The sequence below is a fragment of the Acinetobacter sp. 243_ASPC genome (assembly GCF_001054715.1).
Lineage (GTDB): Bacteria > Pseudomonadota > Gammaproteobacteria > Pseudomonadales > Moraxellaceae > Acinetobacter > Acinetobacter soli.
This window is the reverse complement of the sequence record NZ_JVOR01000092.1, coordinates 33,459-54,024: the sequence shown is the minus strand read 5'-3', so window position 1 is coordinate 54,024 and position 20,566 is coordinate 33,459. Positions and strand designations below refer to the sequence as shown.

Genomic DNA, 20,566 nt, shown 5'->3' with positions numbered 1-20,566 from the left:
CACGTAAACGTGGGCACAATTGGTCACGTTGACCATGGTAAAACAACTCTTACTGCTGCGATCGCAACTATCTGTGCGAAAACTTACGGCGGTGAAGCGAAAGATTACTCGCAAATCGACTCGGCTCCAGAAGAAAAAGCACGTGGTATTACCATTAATACTTCACACGTAGAATACGATTCTCCAATTCGTCACTACGCGCACGTTGACTGCCCAGGCCACGCCGACTACGTTAAAAACATGATTACTGGTGCTGCTCAGATGGACGGCGCGATTCTTGTGTGTGCAGCGACTGACGGTCCTATGCCACAAACTCGTGAACACATCCTTCTTTCTCGTCAGGTAGGTGTACCTTACATCGTTGTATTCTTGAACAAATGCGACCTTGTAGACGACGAAGAGCTTCTTGAGCTTGTAGAAATGGAAGTTCGTGAACTTCTATCTACTTACGACTTCCCGGGCGACGACACTCCAGTGATCCGTGGTTCTGCACTTGCAGCGCTTAACGGTGACGCAGGTCAGTACGGCGAGCCTTCAGTTCTTGCGCTTGTAGAAGCACTAGACTCTTACATCCCAGAGCCAGAGCGTGCAATCGACAAAGCATTCTTGATGCCAATCGAAGACGTATTCTCAATTTCTGGTCGTGGTACAGTAGTAACTGGCCGTGTAGAAGCTGGTATCGTGAAAGTAGGCGAATCAGTTGAAATCGTAGGTATCCGTGATACACAAACTACGACAGTAACTGGCGTTGAAATGTTCCGTAAACTTCTAGACGAAGGCCGTGCGGGCGAGAACTGTGGTGTTCTTCTTCGTGGTACTAAGCGTGAAGACGTACAACGTGGTCAAGTACTTGCTAAACCAGGTACAATCAAGCCGCACACTAAATTCGACGCAGAAGTATACGTACTTTCTAAAGAAGAAGGTGGTCGTCATACTCCGTTCCTTAACGGTTACCGTCCACAGTTCTATTTCCGTACGACTGACGTAACTGGTGCAATCCAATTACAAGACGGCGTTGAAATGGTAATGCCAGGCGACAACGTTGAAATGTCAGTAGAATTGATCCACCCAATCGCAATGGACCCAGGTCTACGTTTTGCGATCCGTGAAGGTGGTCGTACTGTAGGTGCTGGTGTTGTTGCGAAAGTAACTGCATAATCAAATAAAGTTGCATTTCACAAGCCGGGGGTCTAGACTCTCGGCTTGTGTGTCATAGGTCAGTAGTTCAATTGGTAGAGCGTCGGTCTCCAAAACCGAATGTTGGGGGTTCGAGTCCCTCCTGGCCTGCCATTTTTTTCTAAATAAAAGCTTGATGCTGGCTTAATTGTCATATAATAAGTCGCGAATTCTACGACGAGTACAAAAATGTCGAACGATAAATCGCGTGACGCATTAAGCGACGCGCCAATTCCTCAACGAAACAATTCTGCTGAAGTTGTCACTTCTGCATCTGCATTAGACGTAGTGTTATGGGTTATTGCACTGGCGTTATTGATTGGTGCAGCCATGGTAAATCAATATTTGCCTGCATATTGGCCGCCTGCAACCAGTGTTTGGGTGCGTGTCGCTGTAATTTTGACTTGTATCGTCGTCGCTTTAGGTTTATTATACGCCACCCATCAAGGTAAAGGCTTTGTTCGTTTACTTAAAGATGCGCGAATTGAGTTGCGTCGAGTAACTTGGCCGACCAAGCAAGAAACAGTGACTACATCTTGGCAGGTGCTGTTGGTCGTAGTGATTACATCCATTGTGTTGTGGTGTTTTGACTATGGTTTAGGTTGGTTAATTAAGTTGATTATCGGGTAAAAGAGCTATGAAACGTTGGTATATTATTCATGCCTACTCTGGTTATGAAAAGCAGGTGATGCGTTCGCTTAATGAGCGAATCCAGCGTAGCGCTGTTGCCGATAGCTTTGGTGAAGTCCTTGTTCCAACCGAAGAAGTGGTTGAGATGAAGGATGGCAAGAAACGCAAATCTGAGCGTAAATTCTTTCCGGGCTATGTGTTAGTCGAAATGGAAATGAATGATGAAACTTGGCACATTGTAAAAGAATGTCCAAAAGTGCTTGGATTTATTGGTGGTACTGCTGAAAAGCCTGCCCCAATTACGCAAAAAGAAGCGGATGCTATTCTTGCACGTGTACGCAATACTGGTGAAGCACCTCGTCCGAAGACGATGTTTGAACCAGGCGAAGAATTGTTGGTGATCGACGGTCCGTTCACAGACTTTAAAGGAGTCGTGGAAGAGGTACTGTACGAAAAGTCACGTCTCACGTTGACGATTAATGTATTTAACCGTCCAACTCAGGTTGAACTTGAATTTCGTCAAGTCGAAAAAACGGTTTAATTTGAATTGGTTGGAAAGCGCCCGATTTAATCGGGCATTGTTATTACAGTGCTTTGGTGCTGTGAAATGAAAATTGGGGAGCCTCACGGCGTTTGTACCCAGAGGTAATAGATAATGGCTAAGAAGATTGACGGCTATATCAAGCTGCAAGTTCCAGCTGGTAAAGCGAATCCATCTCCACCAATTGGTCCTGCTTTGGGTCAACGTGGTGTAAACATCATGGCATTCTGTAAAGAATTCAATGCTGCTACACAAAAACTTGAAGTTGGTTTGCCAATTCCAGTCGTGATCACTGTGTACAACGACAAGTCGTTCACATTCATCATGAAAACTCCTCCTGCTTCTATTCTTCTTAAGAAAGCTGCAGGTATCCAAAAGGGTTCATCTGTACCGAACAAAACTAAAGTTGGTAAGTTGACTCGTGCTCAATTGGAAGAAATCGCGACTACTAAAGAACCAGATCTTACTGGTGCTGATTTAGACGCACGTGTTCGTACCATCGCTGGTTCTGCACGTTCTATGGGCTTGGAAGTGGAGCTATAAGACATGGCAAAGTTAACTAAACGTCAAAAAGCCATTGCTGCTGCTCTTGAAGCAAACAAAGTTTACACTTTGGAAGAAGCGGTACAAGTTCTTAACAGCCTACCAGCTGCTAAGTTCAAAGAGTCAATGGATGTTGCGGTAAACCTTGGTGTTGACCCACGTAAATCTGACCAAGTTGTTCGTGGTGCTACGACACTTCCAGCCGGTACTGGTAAAACTGTACGTGTTGCTGTATTTGCTCAAGGTGCTGCTGCTGAAGCTGCTAAAGCTGAAGGTGCTGACATCGTTGGTTTTGATGACCTTGCTGAAAGCATTCAACAAGGTAACCTTGACTTTGACGTTGTGATTGCAGCTCCAGATGCAATGCGCGTTGTAGGTAAGTTGGGTACGATTCTTGGTCCACGTGGCTTAATGCCAAACCCGAAAGTGGGTACGGTTACTCCAGACGTAGCTTCTGCAGTTAAAAATGCGAAGTCAGGTCAGGCGCGTTACCGCGTAGACAAAGCGGGTATTATCCACGCTGCGATTGGTCAGGTTGGTTTCACTGCTGAAGCAATCCGTCAAAACGTTGAAACTTTAGTTGCAGACTTGAAAAAGTTAAAGCCTGCTACCTCTAAAGGTGTTTACATCAAAAAGATCACTTTAAGCTCAACTATGGGCCCAGGTCTTGTTGTTGACGTAAACAACGTTTCAAACTAAGTCTTAACTTAGTCAAGAATTTTAAAGTCCTGATTTTGGATATGGCCTTTGGTTATATCCAACCCATCAGGCGGACTTTGAATTGATAAATGTAAATTTATCAGCGTCAAAGACCTCAGGCGAAGTGAGCTTGTTTGCAAGCGATCTTCTTAATAGACCAGTCTGAGTAGACGCGGTGGTGTGATTTATTCCTCCTCCGCGTGTAAATCGAAAGATTTACGAATTGGGAGTGTACCTGTTTAGGTGCATAAATCACCGTTAGGAGGTTTTACAATGGCTCTTCTTATCGAAGACAAAAAACAGATCGTTGCAGAAGTAAGCGAAGTTGCTTCTAAAGCGTTTTCTGTTGTTGTGGCTAACTATCAAGGTTCTAGCGTAGAGAAATTAACTCAACTTCGTGTTGAGGCTCGTAAGCTTGGTGTAACGACACGTATCGTACGTAACACTTTGGCAAAACGCTCACTCGAAGGTACTCAGTTTGATATCTTGAGTGAAGAACTTGTTGGCCCAACCATTCTCGGTTTCTCAACTTCTGAAGACGATATGGGTGCAGCTGCACGCTTGTTCGAAGAATTTGCAAAAACGAACAAAACATTTGAACTTAAAGCTGCTGCATTTGACGGCAAGCTTTATCAAGGTGCAGATGTTAGCGTGATCGCAAACCTTCCGAACCAAGAGAAAGCGCTTACTATGCTTGCCTCTGTTCTTCAAGCTCCTATTTCGAAATTGGGTCGCCTTATTACAGCGCTCAAAGAGAAAAACGAGTCAGAAGCGGCTTAATCCTACTCTCACACCATTCAATATCCATTTGGAGTTTATCTCATGGCTTTAACTAACGAAGAAATCTTAAACGCAGTTGCTGAAAAAACAGTTCTTGAACTTGTTGAATTAATCTCTGCTTTCGAAGAAAAATTTAACGTATCTGCTGCTGCTGTAGCTGTAGCTGCTGCTCCTGGCGCTGCTGCTGCTGCTGAAGAGCAAACTGAATTCAACGTTGAATTGACTTCTTTCGGCGCGAACAAAGTAGCTGTTATTAAAGCAGTTCGTGAAGCAACTGGCCTTGGTCTTAAAGAAGCTAAAGATCTTGTTGAAGGTGCTCCACAAGTTCTTAAAGAAGGCGTTTCTAAAGAAGAAGGCGAAGAGCTTAAGAAGAAACTTGAAGAAGCTGGTGCTACAGTTACTCTTAAGTAATTTCTTAAGGGGTCGATTATTTGATAATCGGCTCCATAAAATGGCTGATGGCTCTTGGGTCATCAGCCTTTTTGCGTTACAATAATCGGCTCGATTTTTGTTTGTTCGAATGTACGAATTCTAATTTTAAGAATAAACAAAAGAATTTCAAACGCTTACCAATATTTTTCGATCTTAAAAATATTGTTAAGCGTTTTGATACCACTTAAAAATTGCAGCATTTGTAAAAGTGGTGGCCATATCGGCCTGCGTAATTCCATCCAAGCTCGTTCTGCAGGCGAGCCTGGTTTACTTTCCGAGGACTCCAGATGGCATACTCATATACCGAAAAGAAACGGATCCGTAAGAATTTTGGTAAATTGCCTAGCGTCATGGACGCTCCATACTTGCTTTCGATTCAAGTCGACTCGTATAGAACGTTCTTGCAAGATGGCAAAACACCAAAAAGTCGCGAAGATATCGGTCTCCAAGCGGCATTTCGTTCAGTTTTCCCAATTGAAAGTTATTCTGGCAATGCTGCTTTAGAATTTGTTGAGTATAGTCTTGGTAAACCAGAGTTTGACGTGCGTGAATGTATTCTTCGCGGGTCAACTTATGCGGCACCAATGCGCGTTAAAATTCGTTTGATCATTAAAGATCGTGAAACGAAATCAATTAAAGATGTACGTGAGCAAGAAGTGTACATGGGTGAAATTCCACTCATGACCGAAAACGGTACGTTTGTGATCAACGGTACTGAGCGTGTCATCGTATCTCAGTTACACCGTTCACCAGGCGTGTTCTTCGATCACGACAAAGGCAAGACCCACTCAAGTGGTAAAGTCTTGTACTCTGCACGTATCATTCCTTACCGTGGTTCATGGTTAGACTTCGAGTTTGATGCAAAAGATTTAGTATACGTACGTATCGACCGTCGTCGTAAGCTATTGGCATCGGTGATCTTGCGTGCCCTAGGGTATAACAACGCTCAAATCCTTGAATTATTCTACGAAAAAGTACCGGTATATCTAGACTTCGGTAGTTACCAGATTGATTTGGTGCCTGAGCGTTTACGTGGCGAAATGGCGCAGTTTGACATTGCAGACAATGACGGCAAAATCATTGTAGAGCAAGGTAAACGTATCAACGCACGTCACGTTCGTCAAATGGAAGCTTCTGGTCTGACTAAACTGTCTGTTCCAGATGAGTACTTGTATGAGCGTATCACTGCTGAAGACATCACGTTACGTGATGGCGAAGTGATTGCAGCCAATACTTTGCTTAGCCATGAAGTGATGGTGAAACTGGCAGAAGGTGGCGTTAAACAGTTTAATATTCTGTTTACCAACGACATCGACCGCGGTTCATTTGTTGCCGATACATTACGTGCCGACACCACTGTAGGCCGTGAAGATGCCTTGGTTGAAATCTATAAAGTGATGCGTCCGGGCGAGCCACCAACCAAAGAAGCTGCAGAGAACCTATTTAATAACTTGTTCTTCTCTTCTGAGCGTTATGACTTGTCTCCAGTGGGACGTATGAAATTCAACCGTCGTTTGGGTCGTCCATACGAAGTCGGTACAGATCAGAAATCACGTGAAGTCGAGGGAATCCTCTCGAATGACGATATCATCGATGTACTTCGTACATTAGTTGAAATTCGTAACGGTAAAGGTGAAGTCGACGATATCGACCACTTGGGTAACCGTCGCGTACGTTCGGTTGGTGAAATGACCGAAAACCAGTTCCGTGTAGGTCTGGTACGTGTTGAACGTGCAGTAAAAGAACGTTTGTCACAAGCAGAAACAGATAACTTGTCGCCACAAGACTTGATCAATGCCAAACCTGTTGCAGCGGCGATCAAAGAATTCTTTGGTTCAAGCCAGTTGTCACAGTTTATGGATCAAAACAACCCACTGTCAGAGATTACGCATAAGCGTCGTGTTTCTGCACTTGGTCCGGGTGGTTTGACTCGTGAGCGTGCAGGCTTTGAAGTGCGTGACGTACATCAAACCCACTATGGTCGTGTATGTCCGATTGAGACGCCGGAAGGTCCAAACATTGGTTTGATCAACTCGCTTTCTGTGTATGCAAAAGCCAACGATTTTGGTTTCTTGGAAACACCGTACCGTCGAGTTGTAGAAGGTCGTGTTACAGACGATGTGGAATACTTGTCTGCAATCGAAGAAGTAGGCACCGTGATTGCACAGGCCGACTCTGCCGTTGACACTGATGGTAACTTGATGGAAGAGATGGTCTCTGTTCGTCATCAAGGTGAATTCGTTCGCATGCCACCAGAAAAAGTAACGCATATGGACGTTTCTGCCCAACAGGTTGTTTCTGTTGCGGCATCGTTGATTCCGTTCCTTGAACACGATGACGCCAACCGTGCATTGATGGGTTCCAACATGCAACGTCAGGCGGTTCCAACTTTGCTTGCCGATAAACCACTTGTGGGTACCGGTATGGAAGCAAACGTTGCGCGTGATTCGGGCGTATGTGTGATCGCGAAACGTGGCGGGATGATCGAGTTTGTTGATGCTTCACGTGTCGTGATTCGTGTCAATGAAGACGAAATGATCGCAGGCGAGGCAGGTGTAGATATCTACAACCTGATCAAGTACACCCGTTCGAACCAGAACACCTGTATCAACCAGAAAGTACTGGTGAATTTGGGTGATAAAGTTGGTCGTGGTGATGTCTTGGCCGATGGTCCATCAACGGATGGCGGTGAGTTGGCGCTGGGTCAAAACATGCGCGTTGCGTTCATGACTTGGAACGGCTACAACTACGAAGACTCGATCTTGCTTTCTGAGCGTGTGCTTCAAGAAGACCGTTTGACTTCGATTCACATTCAAGAATTGTCATGTGTTGCACGTGATACCAAGTTGGGCGCAGAAGAAATTACTGCCGATATTCCTAACGTGGGTGAAGCAGCACTGTCTAAGCTTGACGAATCAGGTATCGTGTACATCGGTGCTGAAGTGACTGCGGGCGACATCTTGGTTGGTAAAGTGACACCAAAAGGTGAAACACAATTAACCCCTGAAGAAAAACTGCTTCGTGCCATCTTCGGTGAAAAAGCCGCAGACGTGAAAGATTCATCTTTACGCGTTCCATCGGGCACCAAAGGTACCGTAATTGACGTTCAAGTCTTTACCCGTGATGGTTTAGAAAAAGATGAACGTGCACTTGCGATTGAAAAAGCACAGCTTGATGCTTACCGTAAAGACTTGAAAGAAGAATACAAAATCTTTGAAGAAGCGGCGCGTGAGCGTGTTGTACGCTTGTTGACCAATCAAGAATCGAATGGCGGTGGCACCACCAAACGTGGTGACAAACTGTCTGAAGATATGTTGTCAGGTTTAGAGTTGGTTGATCTATTAGACATCCAACCAACTGATGAAGGTATCGCAGAGCGTCTGAGCCAGATTCAAGTGTTCTTGAAAGAGAAGAGCGCAGAGATCGACGAGAAATTTGCAGAGAAAAAACGCAAACTTGCAACCGGTGATGAACTCACAACGGGTGTATTGAAAGTTGTGAAAGTGTATCTTGCAGTTAAACGTCGTATCCAGCCTGGTGATAAGATGGCGGGTCGTCACGGGAACAAGGGTGTTGTCTCTAACATTCTGCCTGTAGAAGACATGCCACACGATGCCAACGGTGTACCTGTTGACGTGGTATTGAACCCGCTGGGTGTACCATCACGTATGAACGTGGGTCAGATTCTTGAGACACACTTGGGCCTTGCAGCAAAAGGCTTGGGTGAGCAAATCGATAAGATGTTGCAACAGCAACGTACGATTGCCGAGCTACGTATTTTCTTAGACAAAATCTACAACAAGGTAGGTGGCGAGCAAGAAGATCTTGATAGCTTGACTGACGAAGAAATCTTGGTGCTTGCAGGTAACTTGCGTAAGGGTGTTCCTTTAGCCACGCCAGTGTTTGACGGTGCTGAAGAAAACCAAATCAAAGAGTTGCTTGAGCTGGCTGAGTTGCCACGTACGGGCCAACAGATTTTGTTTGACGGACGTACAGGTGAACAGTTCGATCGTCCTGTTACTGTAGGTTACATGTACATGCTCAAGTTGAACCACTTGGTTGACGACAAGATGCATGCGCGTTCAACTGGTTCTTACTCGCTTGTCACTCAGCAGCCGCTTGGTGGTAAAGCACAATTCGGTGGTCAGCGTTTCGGTGAGATGGAAGTCTGGGCACTAGAAGCATACGGCGCAGCTTATACGCTTCAAGAGATGCTTACAGTGAAGTCGGATGATGTAGAAGGTCGTACCCGTATCTATAAGAACATTGTAGATGGTAACCACTACATGGATCCGGGTATGCCTGAATCCTTCAACGTATTGACCAAAGAGATCCGTTCTTTAGGTATCAACATTGAACTGAAAAATGGTGACTAAGCGTTAAGCTCGCTCAGATTTTTCAGGAAAAACAGTATTTGTGACCCAGCCGAGTGAGTGAAAACTCCTCGGCATACGGAGAAATAAATTGAAAGACTTGCTCGATATCATGCGTAAGAAAACGGACTCAGACGGTCATACACCGATTGAGTTTGACCGTATTCGTATTGGTCTTGCGTCACCAGAAATGATTAAGTCATGGTCTCACGGCGAAGTAAAAAAGCCTGAAACCATTAACTACCGTACTTTTAAACCAGAACGCGATGGTTTGTTCTGTGCCAAAATCTTTGGTCCAGTAAAAGATTACGAATGCTTGTGTGGCAAATACAAGCGTATGAAATACAAAGGCGTCATTTGTGAAAAATGTGGCGTAGAAGTCACGACTGCAAAAGTTCGTCGTGAACGTATGGGTCACATCGAACTGGCGTCTCCAGTTGCACACATCTGGTTCTTAAAGTCGTTGCCAAGCCGTATCGGTTTGCTACTCGACATGACACTTCGTGATATCGAACGCGTTTTGTATTTCGAATCTTACGTAGTGACTGACCCAGGCATGACACCGCTTGAAAAGTATCAACTTCTCACTGATGAAGAATACTTCAATGCACTTGAAGAACACGGAGATGAATTTTCTGCGAAAATGGGTGCTGAAGCGGTTCAAGACTTGTTAAAAGACATCGATCTTGATGCTGAAATTTCACGTCTTCGTGAAGAGATTCCACAAACAACTTCTGAAACGAAGTTGAAAAAAGCGTCAAAACGCTTGAAATTGATGGAAGCTTTCAAAGAGTCGAACAACAAGCCAGAATGGATGGTGATGAATGTACTGCCAGTACTTCCACCAGACCTACGTCCGCTTGTACCACTTGAAGGTGGTCGTTTTGCGACATCTGACTTGAACGATTTGTATCGTCGTGTCATTAACCGTAACAACCGTTTGAAGCGTCTTCTTGACCTTGCAGCGCCAGATATCATCGTACGTAACGAAAAACGTATGTTGCAAGAATCTGTCGATGCATTGCTTGATAACGGCCGTCGCGGTCGTGCAATTACCGGTTCGAACAAACGTCCATTGAAATCTTTGGCAGATATGATCAAAGGTAAACAAGGTCGTTTCCGTCAGAACTTGTTGGGTAAACGTGTTGACTATTCTGGTCGTTCGGTAATTACCGTAGGTCCTACTTTACGTCTACATCAATGTGGTCTTCCAAAGAAAATGGCACTTGAGCTATTCAAGCCGTTTATTTTTGCAAAACTACAAGCGTCTGGTCAGGCCACAACCATTAAAGCTGCGAAGAAAATGGTTGAGCGCGAAACTCCAGAAGTATGGGACGTTCTTGCCAACGTGATTCGTCAGCATCCAGTGATGTTGAACCGTGCGCCAACGCTTCACCGTTTGGGTCTTCAAGCATTTGAACCGATCCTGATCGAAGGTAAAGCGATCCGTTTACACCCGCTCGTCTGTGCTGCGTTTAACGCCGACTTCGACGGTGACCAAATGGCGGTACACGTTCCATTGACACTTGAAGCACAGCTTGAAGCACGTGCCTTGATGATGTCGACCAACAACATCTTGTCACCAGCCAACGGTGAGCCGATTATCGTTCCATCTCAGGACGTGGTCTTGGGTCTTTACTACATCACGCGTGATGCGGTAAATGCCAAAGGTGAAGGCATGATGTTTGCCGACACACACGAAGTGAACCGTGCGCTTGCAACCGGTCAGGTCGCTATTCACGCACGCGTAAAGGTTCGTGTTCACCAAACCGTGATCAATGAAGACGGTCAACGTGAAAAGCAAACCATTGTTGTGGATACCACACCTGGTCGTTGCTTGCTTTGGGAAGTTGTTCCTGAAGGTTTAAGCTTTGAAATGATTAACCTTGAGATGACCAAAAAGAACATCTCGAAGCTGATCAACTCGTGCTACCGTAAGCTTGGTCTTAAAGACACTGTTATTTTTGCCGATCAGTTGATGTATCTTGGCTTCCGTCAAGCAACACGTTCAGGCGTTTCTGTCGGTATGGAAGACATGGTCATTCCACCGCAGAAGCAAGCGATTATCGACAAAGCAGAAACTGAAGTTCGTGAAATCGAAGAACAGTTCGAGCAAGGTTTCGTAACCGCAGGTGAGCGTTACAACAAAGTGGTCGATATCTGGGCACGTACCAACGACCAAGTTGCAAAAGCGATGATGGACAACTTGTCTTTTACCAACGTGAAAAACAAGCAAGGTCAAGACGAGAAACAAAAATCGTTTAACAGCATCTACATGATGTCTGACTCGGGTGCCCGTGGTAGTGCGGCGCAGATTCGTCAGTTGGCGGGTATGCGTGGTTTGATGGCGAAGCCAGATGGCTCGATCATTGAAACCCCGATTAAAGCAAACTTCCGTGAAGGTTTGACGGTACTTCAGTACTTTATTTCAACGCACGGTGCGCGTAAAGGTTTGGCCGATACTGCATTGAAAACTGCAAACTCAGGTTACTTGACACGTCGTTTGGTTGACGTTGCGCAGGACTTGGTAATTACCGAGCCGGATTGTGGCACCATGGGTGGTTTGGTGATGACACCATTCATTCAAGGTGGTGACGTGATCGAGCCATTACGTGACCGCGTATTGGGTCGTGTAACGGCGGAAGACGTACGTCGTGCATCTGATGACGAAGTGGTGTTGCCACGCGGTACATTGATCGACGAGAAAATCGCAGCTCAGCTTGAAGAAGCGGGTGTCGATGAAGTGAAAGTGCGTTCAGTAATTGCATGTGAATCATCATTTGGTGTGTGTGCAAAATGTTATGGTCGTGACCTTGCACGTGGTCATCAGGTTAATCCTGGTGAGTCTGTGGGTGTTATGGCAGCGCAATCGATTGGTGAGCCGGGTACACAGTTAACCATGCGTACGTTCCACGTAGGTGGTGCGGCAAGCCGAACTTCTGCAGCAAACAGTGTTCAGGTACGTAACAAAGGTACAGTTCGTTTCCACAATGTGAAAACGGTACAGCACGCGAAAGGTCACTTGGTGTCTGTTTCACGTTCAGGTGAAATCGGTATTGCCGATGAGTTGGGTCGTGAGCGCGAGCGCTATAAACTGCCATACGGTGCAAGCATCTTGCTTAAAGATGGTGAAGCGGTAGAAGCAGGCGGTATTGTGGCGACTTGGGATCCGCATACGCATCCACTTGTGACTGAAGTTGCGGGTAAAGCACGTTTCAGCCAAATTGCGGATGGTGTGACTGCAACATCGAAAACTGATGATGCAACCGGTATGACAACAGTTGAAATCTTGCCAGTGACTGCACGTCCTGCGTCAGGTAAAGACTTGCGTCCTGCGATTGTACTCGACACAACCGATGGTGGCGAACAGTTCTACTTCTTGCCACAAAATACCATTGTGACCGTTCGTGACGGTGAAACAATTGGTGTAGGTGACGTTATTGGTCGTGTACCACAAGAATCTTCACGTACACGTGATATTACCGGTGGTCTTCCACGCGTTGCGGACTTGTTCGAAGCACGTAAACCAAAAGAGCACGCGATCTTGGCCGAAGTGTCTGGTATCGTGAGCTTTGGTAAAGAAACCAAAGGTAAGAACCGTTTGGTGATTACACCTGATGATGGTTCTGAGATCTACGAAGAATTGATTCCAAAATGGCGTCAAATCAACGTGTTCGAAGGTGAGCATGTCAACCGTGGTGAAACCATTTCTGATGGTCCACAAAACCCGCATGACATCTTACGTTTGAAAGGCGAAGTGGCGTTGACCAACTACATCGTGAACGAAGTTCAAGACGTTTACCGTCTCCAAGGTGTAAAAATCAACGATAAGCACATTGAAGTCATCGTACGTCAAATGTTGCGTAAAGTAGACATCACCGATGGTGGCGATACCAGCTTCATCAAAGGCGAACAAGTGGATTACATCCGTGTTGTTCAAGAGAACCAAGCTGTCTTGGCGCAAAATAAATTCCCTGCGAAATTTGAGCGTCAATTAATGGGTATTACCAAAGCATCGCTTTCGACTGACTCATTTATCTCGGCAGCATCGTTCCAAGAAACGACGCGCGTGTTAACCGAAGCCGCTGTAACAGGTAAAGAAGATGATCTACGCGGTCTCAAAGAGAACGTTGTGGTGGGTCGTCTGATTCCAGCCGGTACAGGTTTGGCGTATCACCTTGAGCGTCGTCGTCAGGAAGCGGAAGCGGCAGAATTTGAACTGCACAACGACTTTAGTGACGTTGACCAAGCGTTCAGTCAAGCATTGAACCAAGAACAGTTCTAATCTAAGTAGATTGCAAAAAAGGCACCTTCGGGTGCCTTTTTTTATATCGATGAATTGAATGTGTAAGCAGTTACAAAACTCCTGCATTTTTTTGTAGGAATTAACATTTTGACAAGTATCAATTCACAAAAAATGCTTATGCTGAGTGAAAAGAAAGGAGGATCTTTTCATGAAAAAGACAATAAGTTTAATGGCTACAGCAATCGTTTCAACCGCACTTCTTGCAGGCTGCCAAAATATGAGCCCATCTGATCAACGTATTGGTGCAGCCGCACTGGGCGGTGCCGTTGGTGGTGGTGTGGGTAACCATGTTGGCGGTGGTTTAGGTGCAGGTGTCGGTGCAGCTGCTGGTGCCGGTGTAGGATCAAATGCCAAAGGTGGTAGCCGAAATACCACCACCAGCAGTGCAGTCGGTGCCGGTATTGGTTCGGTGGTCGGTAAAGCCATTTTTGGTGGTGATGGTGGTGCTGCCATTGGTGGCGCAATCGGTGGTGGTGCAGGCGCTGCGATTCAAGAGCGACGCTAAATCTGCCTTATCAAAAGAGACGACTCGGGTCGTCTTTTTTATTGCCGTGATGATTTAGGCTTTTTGCGGCGGATGTATAGCGTTTTATGCACTTCTGCAATACGAATACCAGACTCATCAAATATATTCACCACATAATTACGAATGACGGGCGCATAATTCTCGGCCAATCCTTTAACATGATCAATTTCGTTGGCATCCAGCCGGATATCAGCATACACCGTACTGCGTCCCGGGGCCAGAAAGTGAATCGTGGCAGATTTATCCCAGACAATATATTTAGACCCCAGATGATGCATCAGAATCAGCATGTAAAAAGGGTCAACCATTGAATATAAACTTCCTCCAAAATGTGTACCGACAATATTTTGGTTTTTACGCGTCAGGGGCATTTTGACGCGGATAAAGTAGTTATTCAGGTCGATTTGATCAATCTCAATGCCGGCACCCCGGTAGGGAGAGTAGCGATTGATCATAAACTTGGACACCATGGGTATGGTCTGAAGATGTCTTAAAATATTCATAATGGTCAATTGTTTTTATATGATGATTATTCATACTAAATAACTATCACTAATCTGGCATTGATGGCAATGCCCAATCCGACTAAAAACATGGTCAATTAAAACAACAAGGACATCGCAATGCATCCTCAGATTTCGACTGTACGCACCACGGATCAACAGACCTTATGCTGTAAAGCATGGGGGCATCCAGAATTACCAGCGTTGGTACTGGTACACGGCTATCCTGATAATCAGGAAGTGTGGGAGCCGATTATACAAGAACTGATTCAGCACTTTTATATTGTGACCTATGACGTGCGAGGCGCCGGACAGTCGAGTGTTCCCAAAAAAATCTGGGATTATCGTATGGCGCAATTGTCTCTAGATCTGGAGGCGGTAGTAGATCAGGTTTTAGAAGGGCGACCTTTTCATTTGGCTGCCCATGACTGGGGGTCATTGCAATCGTGGGAATCGGTGACAGATCCAAGATTTAAAGATCGGATTTTATCGTATACCACCATTTCGGGGCCGTGTCTGGATCATGCAGCACACTTGCTGGGCAGTGAACTGAAAAGCCAGCCGTTAAGTGTATTAAAAAAGCTATCAAAATCATGGTATATCGCGGCGTTTCATCTGCCATTTCTGGCACCGTCGGTGTGGCATTTCTTTACCCCACAGAAATGGGGGAAAGTGCTGAGTAGGTTAGAACGCAAGCAAGATTTACCACTCAATCCGAATATTGCACGTGATGGCAAATATGGCATTAATTTATACCGTGCCAATTTTATTCCTGCAATGCGTCATCCGCGCAAGCGTTTTGCGCAGTGTCCTGTACAGGCCTTGGTACTTAAGCACGATGCATTTGTCAGCCCTGAATATATTTTAAACGAAATGCCAAACTGGGTTGATCAGTTTGAGTATCAGGAAATTAACGGCAATCATTGGGCCGTGTTGAGCCAGCCAAAATTAGTCGCCGGCCATATTGCACGCTTTGCCCAGCAGCATCATGATGAAAACACCCTGTGAAAGCCCATGAGTATTCCGACAAGATAAACGACAGTCACAGCCCATGCATGGCATGAATCTGCTAAAATATCGCCTTTTATTTTACCTGACCTTGATTCATGAATGCTGTTGTTATTGCGATTGCCGTGATGTTTATCTTGTCACTGGCACGAGTCTCTGTTGTTTTAACGTTGGTGATTTCTGCTGTTGTGGGGGGATTGGTCGCAGGCTTAAGCTTATCCGATACGGTTCAGGCTTTTAATGCTGGACTAGGCGATGGTGCCGAAGTGGCGCTTGCCTATGCGGTTTTGGGTGCATTTGCCTTGGCATTGTCCAAATCTGGATTACCAGATTTGCTGGCGCATAAACTGATCGGTTTACTGGGGATGGAAGCCAGCAAAAAGCGCGAGAAAAAAGTTAAGTATTTATTGCTGAGTATTTTACTGATTGCCGCGATTTTTTCACAAAACCTGATTCCGGTCCATATTGCCTTTATTCCGGTGCTGGTGCCGCCTTTATTGCAGGTCATGAACCATCTAAAGCTGGATCGTCGTGCTGCGGCATGCGTACTCACATTGGGCTTGGTCGGAACCTATATTTTCTTGCCTGTGGGTTTTGGTGCCATCTTTCTTGAACAGATCCTGATGGGGAACATCAATAAAATTGGCGCACAGTACGGCTTGCATGTCGAACGCTGGATGATGCCGATGGGAATGGCCATTCCGGTTATGGGCATGGTTCTGGGAACACTGGTGGCAGTATTTATCAGCTACCGTAAGCCACGCCATTATCAAGATCGAGCCGTCGCCCGCGTGACCACAATTGACCTAGATAAACCACTTCGTGCCGAAGCGCATGTCACGCATTCTCTTGCCGAAGATGCAGAAGAACTCAAGCAAGAAGCACAGCACGTGCCGTATATTTCCAAGAAAACCCTATTCATGGCGATTTTAGCCATCGCGCTGACCTTGGTTGCACAGCTGTATTCGGGATCGATGATTTTAGGCGGATTGGTCGGTTTTGCCGTGTTGTCTACCGCGGGTATATTCAAATGGCAAGATGCCGATGATGTGTTTGTACAAGGGATGCGGATGATGGCATTGGTTGGCTTTATCATGATCTCGGCTGCCGGCTTTGCTTCGGTGATGACCCATACCGGTGATATCAACCAGTTGGTCAATGGCGTAGTGCATCTGATTGGTGATAATCATGCTTTGGCTGCATTTCTCATGCTGTTTATTGGTCTGTTTGTCACGATTGGGATTGGTTCATCGTTCTCAAGTGTACCTGTACTGGCTGTGATTTATGTACCCCTCTGTGTACAGTTTGGTTTTTCACCACTTGCGACCATTGCACTGATTGGAACTGCTGCGGCATTGGGTGATGCGGGATCACCTGCATCTGACTCAACCTTGGGCCCAACGGCAGGACTGGGGGTCGACGGTCAGCATGACCATATTTGGGACACTGTGATTCCAACATTTATTCACTTTAATATTCCTTTACTGATTTTTGGCTGGATTGCAGCCATGGTACTTTAATTTATTTATTAACGCGTGAATATAAATCAGTACTTCCTGATTTATGTTCATGCGAAGTTTAATTTAACAACAAATAAAACCTGATTAAAAAGGTTGGAATAAATAAAAAATCAGATTAAATTAATCGGAATTAAATCCTGATTAAAATAATAAGAATTAAAAATAAAACCAAGTATTTTTGTATGAATTAAAATAATTTTATTATTAATCATTGGTTTAAAAATAATATTAAAATATATTAATTCTCTATATTGCATTTAAATAAAATCAATGTTTATTATTATAAAAGAGATAGGGGGTAATCATGTTGCTTAGAGTTTTTGTTTTATCTTTGCTAGGTATTTCAGCGTCAGTATTTGCTGGCGAATGGCAAGTTAAAGTGGGTGCAAGTGTTTTGGCACCTTCAAGTGATCATAATACGATGGCCGATGGTGCTGTCACTGAAGCGAAAGCCGATCATGCATTTAGTTTTACACCATCAATCGAATATTTTTTTGCCAATCGCAATATTTCATCTGAGCTTTTATTGGCGACACCCTTTAAACATAATGTATTGGCACGTGTCGCGGGTGGAGCGCCTGAAACGATTGCGAGCTTTAAACAGTTGCCACCTACACTCACGGTGAAATATCACTTTAAAAATTCTACTGGATTTACGCCATATGTCGGCGTAGGTGCAACCGCACTATTGGCATGGGATGAACAGACCAAAGGTTCACTTGCAGGAACTTCATTAAAGGCAGAACACGCCTATGGGTTTACCGGTCAAGTCGGGTTTAATTTCCAGCCGGCCGATGCAAAACATTGGGGTGTTTTTGCCGATGTGCGTTACGCTGATATTGGTTCTGATTTGAAATGGAATGGTGAAAAAATTGGAACACTTGAAGTTAATCCGTGGGTATATAGCGTAGGTTACAGCTATAAGTTTTAATTTAAGTATCAACCATAGCGCAAAATAATAAAAACCATCATAAAAATAACAAGAGAGATAACGGCAATTAAAGGTCTTATTGGAGAGCATAAGACCTTTTTATTTTTTTATAGTGAGATACACAGTGTCACATTTTGTGTTGAAACTTTACCCAATGCCACATTTGAATTTTTTAAGCTAAGTATATAAGCCTTAAAATGAGAATTAAAATATGCGTCGTTCAGCTTTTATCATGTTCACGTGGTGTGGTTTGATGTTTGCGGGTGCGGCTTCTGCTGCAAGCTTTCCCTGTGAAAAAGCCCAGCTTCGCTCGGAGAAAACCATTTGCCAGACTCGCTCACTCAATGATGCCGATGTAAAAATGGCCACCACCTACGCAATTGTATTGCATGCATTACCTATGGGAGGGCGTGATGCCGAAAAAGGCATGCAGTATCAATGGCTCAAACAGCGCAATACTTGCGGTTCAAACACGGGCTGTTTAAGTCGAAGCTATGCATCGCGTCAGCAACACCTCGATGACATTATTCAAAATCGTGTTTTGAGTCATGGGCCATTCTGATTGATCAAAAAATCTTTAGGATTACCATTGAAAATTAATCTAGGCACTCCAATACATAGCACATTACATAACAACATGTTGTGATCTATTAAGGAGTGTCCTATGAGTGAGCAAACGAGCACATCACAAAATTATAGCTTTCAAGCCGAAGTTGCACAGTTACTGCATCTGGTGACCCACTCACTGTATTCGAATCCTGAAATTTTCTTACGTGAGTTGATTTCGAATGCGTCCGATGCTTGCGACAAACTGCGTTTTGAAGGCATTAAGCATCCGGAATATTATGAAAACGATTCGGCACTGCGTGTACGCGTGCGTCTGGATAAAGATAATCGTACGTTAACCATCAGTGACAATGGCATTGGCTTGAGCCAGCAAGAAGCAATTGACAACTTGGGTACGATTGCTAAATCGGGAACCAAAGACTTTATGTCTAAGCTAACCGGCGATCAAAAATCTGATGCACAATTGATTGGTCAGTTTGGTGTTGGCTTTTACTCAGGCTTTATTGTGGCCGACAAAATTACGGTAGAGTCGCGTCGTGCCGGGTCGGATGCACAAGACGGTGTTCGCTGGATTAGCGGCGGAACGGGTGAATTTGAAGTACAGCAAATCACTAAGGATTCACGTGGAACCGACATCATTTTGCATTTGCGTGACGATGCACTGGACTATTTAGAATCTTGGAAAGTTAAGCAGATTATTAATAAATACTCTGACCACATCAGCTTGCCAATCGAGATGCAAAAAGAAGTATGGCAACAAGAAGAAGCTGCTGAGGGAGAAGAAGCGAAACCGGGTCAGTATGTGAAGACTGACGAATGGGAAGCCATTAACTCGGCGAGCGCATTATGGACCCGCAGTAAAAGCGAGATCACTGACGAGCAGTACATCGAGTTTTATAAAAATGCAACGCATGATTTTGAAGCACCGCTTGCATGGACACATAACCGCGTAGAAGGCAATACTGAGTACACTCAGTTGCTGTATATTCCGGCCAAAGCCTCACAAGATATTTTTACCCGTGAAGCCAAAGCAGGCATTAAGCTGTATGTGAAGCGCGTCTTTATTATGGACGATGCGGATAACCTGATTCCAAACTACTTACGTTTCGTTAAAGGTGTGATCGACAGTGCCGATTTACCACTGAACGTGAGCCGTGAGCTGTTACAAGAAAGTCGTGATGTCAAAACCATCCGTGAAGGCAACACGCGCCGTATTTTGAATGTGTTGGATGGTTTGGCGAAGTCTGAAGATGAGAAAGATCAGGAAAAATTCAAGACCTTTTATGCCGAATTCGGTTCTGTACTCAAAGAAGGCTTGGGTGAAGATTTTAGCAACCGTGAACGTATTTTAAAGCTTTTGCGTTATGCAACTTCGACTAACGATGAGATCAGCACCTCGTTTGCCGACTATAAAGCGCGTATGAAAGAGGGCCAAAAAGCCATCTACTATGTTACGGCAGAGAGTTTAAATGCAGCCAAACATTCTCCACAGCTTGAGTTGTTTAAGAAAAAAGGCATTGAAGTCTTGTTAATGTCGGAGCGTGTGGATGAATGGGCAATGAACTTTGTGCATGAGTTTGACGGTGTGGCACTGCAAAACGTGTCGAAAGGTGCGGTTGATCTGGGCGATCTGCAAGATGCCGAAGAGAAAAAAGCACTTGAAGAAGCTGCGGAACAATTCAAGCCAGTGGTTGATAAATTATCGGATTCACTCAAGGCAAAAACCAAAGAAGTGCGCGTGACTACACGTCTGGTCGATTCGCCTGCCTGCTTGGTGACCAGTGACGGTGAACTTTCACCTCAGTTGGTTCGTATGCTGAAACAAGCAGGGCAGCCTGTACCTGAAAGCAAGCCAATTTTAGAAATCAATCCAGCGCATCCATTGGTACAAAAGCTCGAACATGCAGCGCAGTTCGATGATCTGGCCAATGTCATCTTTGATCAAGCCGTGATTGCTGAAGGTGGTTTGCCGGAAGATCCAGCCGCTTATGTAAAACGTATCAACAGTTTGCTGCTAAGCTAACAGTAAAG

At 44.9% G+C, this 20,566-nt stretch carries 16 protein-coding genes and 1 tRNA gene; 16 read left to right on the top strand and 1 reads right to left on the bottom strand.

Going from position 1 to position 20,566, the window contains the following annotated elements; genetic code table 11:
- The 11 genes from tuf to ADA42_RS12020 all read left to right on the top strand — a co-directional run.
- A partial coding sequence (gene tuf, locus ADA42_RS12070; RefSeq protein WP_029952609.1) for an elongation factor Tu occupies nucleotides 1-1,158 on the top strand: 1,158 nt, incomplete at its 5' end.
- A 56-nt stretch (nucleotides 1,159-1,214) separates the two neighbouring features.
- Nucleotides 1,215-1,290 (top strand) — tRNA-Trp (locus ADA42_RS12065).
- 75 nt (nucleotides 1,291-1,365) lie between these two features.
- The gene (gene secE / locus ADA42_RS12060) at nucleotides 1,366-1,806 is read left to right on the top strand and encodes a preprotein translocase subunit SecE (RefSeq protein WP_004932360.1); all 441 of its coding nucleotides are present in this window, start codon (nucleotides 1,366-1,368) and stop codon (nucleotides 1,804-1,806) included.
- Nucleotides 1,807-1,813: 7 nt separating this feature from the next.
- Entirely contained in the window at nucleotides 1,814-2,347 is a 534-nt protein-coding gene (gene nusG, locus ADA42_RS12055; protein WP_004932362.1) for a transcription termination/antitermination protein NusG, read from the top strand.
- A 114-nt stretch (nucleotides 2,348-2,461) separates the two neighbouring features.
- Entirely contained in the window at nucleotides 2,462-2,890 is a 429-nt protein-coding gene (gene rplK, locus ADA42_RS12050; protein ID WP_004637639.1) for a 50S ribosomal protein L11, read from the top strand.
- Nucleotides 2,891-2,893: 3 nt separating this feature from the next.
- Entirely contained in the window at nucleotides 2,894-3,589 is a 696-nt protein-coding gene (gene rplA / locus ADA42_RS12045; protein WP_004932366.1) for a 50S ribosomal protein L1, read from the top strand.
- Nucleotides 3,590-3,862: 273 nt separating this feature from the next.
- Nucleotides 3,863-4,369: a 50S ribosomal protein L10 gene (rplJ, locus tag ADA42_RS12040; protein ID WP_004932368.1), complete on the top strand. Its 507-nt coding sequence runs from the start codon at nucleotides 3,863-3,865 to the stop codon at nucleotides 4,367-4,369.
- Between the two features lie 42 nt (nucleotides 4,370-4,411).
- Complete coding sequence (gene rplL / locus ADA42_RS12035) at nucleotides 4,412-4,780, top strand: 50S ribosomal protein L7/L12 (RefSeq protein ID WP_004932371.1); 369 nt, start codon at nucleotides 4,412-4,414, stop codon at nucleotides 4,778-4,780.
- A gap of 308 nt (nucleotides 4,781-5,088) precedes the next feature.
- On the top strand, nucleotides 5,089-9,177 hold the full coding sequence (gene rpoB, locus ADA42_RS12030; RefSeq protein WP_004932374.1) for a DNA-directed RNA polymerase subunit beta: 4,089 nt from the start codon (nucleotides 5,089-5,091) through the stop codon (nucleotides 9,175-9,177).
- Nucleotides 9,178-9,265: 88 nt separating this feature from the next.
- Nucleotides 9,266-13,459 carry a DNA-directed RNA polymerase subunit beta' gene (gene rpoC, locus ADA42_RS12025; RefSeq protein WP_004932377.1) on the top strand — a complete coding sequence of 1,398 codons (4,194 nt, stop codon included), beginning with the start codon at nucleotides 9,266-9,268 and terminating at the stop codon, nucleotides 13,457-13,459.
- Nucleotides 13,460-13,628: 169 nt separating this feature from the next.
- A complete protein-coding gene (locus ADA42_RS12020; protein ID WP_025095278.1) occupies nucleotides 13,629-13,985 on the top strand; it encodes a hypothetical protein in 357 nt (118 codons plus the stop codon).
- Nucleotides 13,986-14,023: 38 nt separating this feature from the next.
- Here ADA42_RS12020 and ADA42_RS12015 read toward each other — a convergent pair whose 3' ends face one another.
- Nucleotides 14,024-14,509 (bottom strand): DUF4442 domain-containing protein, encoded by a 486-nt coding sequence (locus tag ADA42_RS12015; protein ID WP_004932383.1) that lies wholly within the window; start codon nucleotides 14,507-14,509, stop codon nucleotides 14,024-14,026.
- 120 nt (nucleotides 14,510-14,629) lie between these two features.
- On the opposite strand from ADA42_RS12015, the gene ADA42_RS12010 reads away from it, so the two are divergent.
- The 5 genes from ADA42_RS12010 to htpG all read left to right on the top strand — a co-directional run bounded on the left by ADA42_RS12010 (nucleotide 14,630) and on the right by htpG (nucleotide 20,558).
- Nucleotides 14,630-15,517 carry an alpha/beta fold hydrolase gene (locus ADA42_RS12010; RefSeq protein WP_048765408.1) on the top strand — a complete coding sequence of 296 codons (888 nt, stop codon included), beginning with the start codon at nucleotides 14,630-14,632 and terminating at the stop codon, nucleotides 15,515-15,517.
- Nucleotides 15,518-15,615: 98 nt separating this feature from the next.
- A complete protein-coding gene (locus ADA42_RS12005; RefSeq protein WP_004932388.1) occupies nucleotides 15,616-17,037 on the top strand; it encodes a Na+/H+ antiporter family protein in 1,422 nt (473 codons plus the stop codon).
- A gap of 304 nt (nucleotides 17,038-17,341) precedes the next feature.
- Complete coding sequence (locus ADA42_RS12000) at nucleotides 17,342-17,968, top strand: OmpW/AlkL family protein (protein WP_048765407.1); 627 nt, start codon at nucleotides 17,342-17,344, stop codon at nucleotides 17,966-17,968.
- Between the two features lie 211 nt (nucleotides 17,969-18,179).
- On the top strand, nucleotides 18,180-18,530 hold the full coding sequence (locus tag ADA42_RS11995; RefSeq protein WP_004932393.1) for a lysozyme inhibitor LprI family protein: 351 nt from the start codon (nucleotides 18,180-18,182) through the stop codon (nucleotides 18,528-18,530).
- Between the two features lie 102 nt (nucleotides 18,531-18,632).
- Nucleotides 18,633-20,558, top strand: coding sequence for a molecular chaperone HtpG (gene htpG, locus ADA42_RS11990; protein WP_048765405.1), 1,926 nt, complete (start codon nucleotides 18,633-18,635; stop codon nucleotides 20,556-20,558).
- Nucleotides 20,559-20,566: the final 8 nt, after the last annotated feature.